The organism is Pyxidicoccus trucidator (assembly GCF_010894435.1).
Classification (GTDB): domain Bacteria; phylum Myxococcota; class Myxococcia; order Myxococcales; family Myxococcaceae; genus Myxococcus; species Myxococcus trucidator.
Genome location: NZ_JAAIXZ010000050.1, coordinates 1 through 2,580, shown reverse-complemented (window position 1 = coordinate 2,580; position 2,580 = coordinate 1). Strand labels below are relative to the sequence as shown.

At 71.6% G+C, this 2,580-nt stretch carries 1 protein-coding gene; it reads left to right on the top strand.

The features are described 5' to 3' along the window. Nucleotides 1-2,580 (top strand): non-ribosomal peptide synthetase (locus tag G4D85_RS48315; RefSeq protein ID WP_164021883.1); only part of this gene is annotated, 2,580 nt, incomplete at both ends.

Genomic DNA, 2,580 nt, shown 5'->3' with positions numbered 1-2,580 from the left:
TCGGCGTGCTGGTGCGCGAGCTGGCCGCGCTCTACGAGGCCCTTCGTCAGCGCGCGCCGTCCCCGCTGCCGGAGCTGCCGGTGCAGTACGCGGACTACGCCGTCTGGCAGCGCCAGTGGCTGGCGGGTGAGACGCTCCGGGGGCAACTCGACTGGTGGAAGCTGCTGCTCGCCGGTGCGCCCCAAGCACTGGAGGTGCCCACCGACAAGCCCAGGCCGGCAACGCTGTCGCACGCGGGAGCCTCGGTGCCCATGCACCTGCCGCTCGCACTGACGGAAGCCGCGGAGGCGCTGGCCCGGCGCGAGGGCGCCACGCCCTACATGCTGCTGCTGGCGGCGTTCCAGGCCGTGCTCCAGCGCTACTCGGGTCAGGACGACGTGCTGGTGGGCTCGCCCATCGCGGGCCGGCGCCATGCGAGCACGGAGGGCCTCATTGGCTTCTTCGTCAACACGCTGGTGCTGCGCGCGCGCTTCACGCCGGCCCTGACGTTCCGTGAGCTGCTGGCCCAGGTGCGCGACACCACGCTGGGCGCGTACGAGCACCAGGACGTGCCCTTCGAGAAGCTGGTGGAGGAGCTGCACCCGTCGAGAGACCTGGGCCGCACGCCGCTGTTCCAGGTGCTCTTCGTCCTGCAGAACACGCCAGACGCGGGACTGTCACTGCCCGAGCTGACGCTGCGAGGCGTGGCCGTGGAGCACACGGTCAGCCGCTTCGAGCTGGAGCTCGGCCTCTCGCGGGCGCCGGATGGCTACCGCGGCGGGATCATCTTCAGCACCGAGCTGTTCGAGCCCTCCACGGCCGCGCGCCTCGCCGCCCAGATCCAGCTCCTGCTGGAAGGCGCCCTGGCCACACCGGACGCCCCGCTGACCGCGCTGCCCCTGCAGACGACGGAGGATCGCCAGCAGGTGCTCGTGGAGTGGAATGGCGCCGCCGCCGACTTCCGGCGCGACACCTGCTTCCACACCCTCTTCGAGCAGCAGGCACGTCGTACGCCGCACGCCCCCGCCGTCATTCTCGGGGACTCGGCACTCTCGTATGCGCGACTCAACGCGCGCGCCAACCAGCTCGCCGCGCACCTGCGCTCGCTGGGCGTGGGGCCGGATGTCACGGTAGGCCTGTGCCTGGAGCGCACACCGGAGGCCATCGTCGCCCTGCTGGCGGTGCTCAAGGCCGGTGGGGCCTACGTGCCCATCGACCCGTCCGCCCCTGCGCAGCGCAAGTCGTTCGTCCTCCAGGACTGCGGAGCTTCCGTGCTGCTCACAGTGCAGTCCCTGGCCGAGGCGTGGCGGCCCCAGGTCCGTCACCTGCTCTGCCTCGACACCGAGGCGGCGCGACTGGCGGTCCTGCCGGAGAGTGACGTCCCGTCGTCCGTGCGCGCGGAGAACCTCGCGTACGTCATCTACACGTCGGGCAGCACGGGCACGCCGAAGGGCGTCATGGTGCAGCACCGCTCGGTGCTCCACCTGCACGAGGCCACGGCACGGACGCTCTACGCAGGCCAGCCGCGAGGACTGAGGGTCAGCCTCAACGCGCCGCTCTTCTTCGACGTGTCCGTGGAGCAGCTCATCCACCTGGCCGATGGGCACTGCCTGTGCCTGCTGCCGGAGGACACGCGCAAGGACCCAGAGGAGATGCTGGCGTGGCTGGAGGCGCAGCGGGTGGACGTGCTCGACTGCACGCCCGCGCAGCTCCACCTACTGCTCCAGGCCGGACTGCTGGAGCGCACCCATGTGCCGCGCCTGGTGGTCTGCGCGGGTGAGGCCATGGACCTGTCCCTCTGGCAGCCCCTGTCGAGAACCCGTCGCACGCGCACCATCAACGCGTACGGTCCGACGGAGGGCACCGTGTACGCCACGACGTGGTGCGTGCAGGACTCGTCCGTGCAGGTGCCCGTCATCGGCCAGCCGCTGCCCAACACTCGGGCCTATGTCCTAGATGAGCAGCTTCGGCCCACGCCGGTGGGAGTGCCGGGAGAGCTGTACCTCGCGGGCGAAGGCGTGGCGCGCGGCTACCTGGGCCGCCCGGAGCTCACCGCGGAGCGCTTCGTCCCAGACCCGTTCAGCACGGAGGCCGGCCTGCGGCTGTACCGCACCGGCGACAAGGCGCGCTGGAGGCAGGACGGAACGCTGGAGTACCTCGGTCGCCTGGACTTCCAGGTGAAGGTGCGCGGCTACCGCATCGAGCTGGGAGAAGTGGAGTCCACCCTGCGCACGCACCCGGCCGTGAAGGACGCCGTGGTGTTGGCGAGGGAGGACGTGCCCGGCGACAAGCGCCTGGTCGCGTACGTGGTGCCGGCCCATGGCGAGGGCGCCGACTCCCCTGCCCTGGACGTCGCGGAGCTTCGCGCCCACGTGCGGCGGCACCTGCCTCCGTACATGCTGCCCGCCGCCTTCGTGCCGCTGACCACCCTGCCCCTGACGGCCAACGGCAAGGTGGACCGCAAGGCCCTGCCGGCGCCGGAGGCCGCACTCGACTCGGAGCAGGCGCACGAGCCGCCCGCGACGCCGATGGAGGAGCAACTGGCGGAGCTGTGGCGGGACTTGCTGCGCGTGCCCCGGGTGGGCCGCCGCGACAACTTCT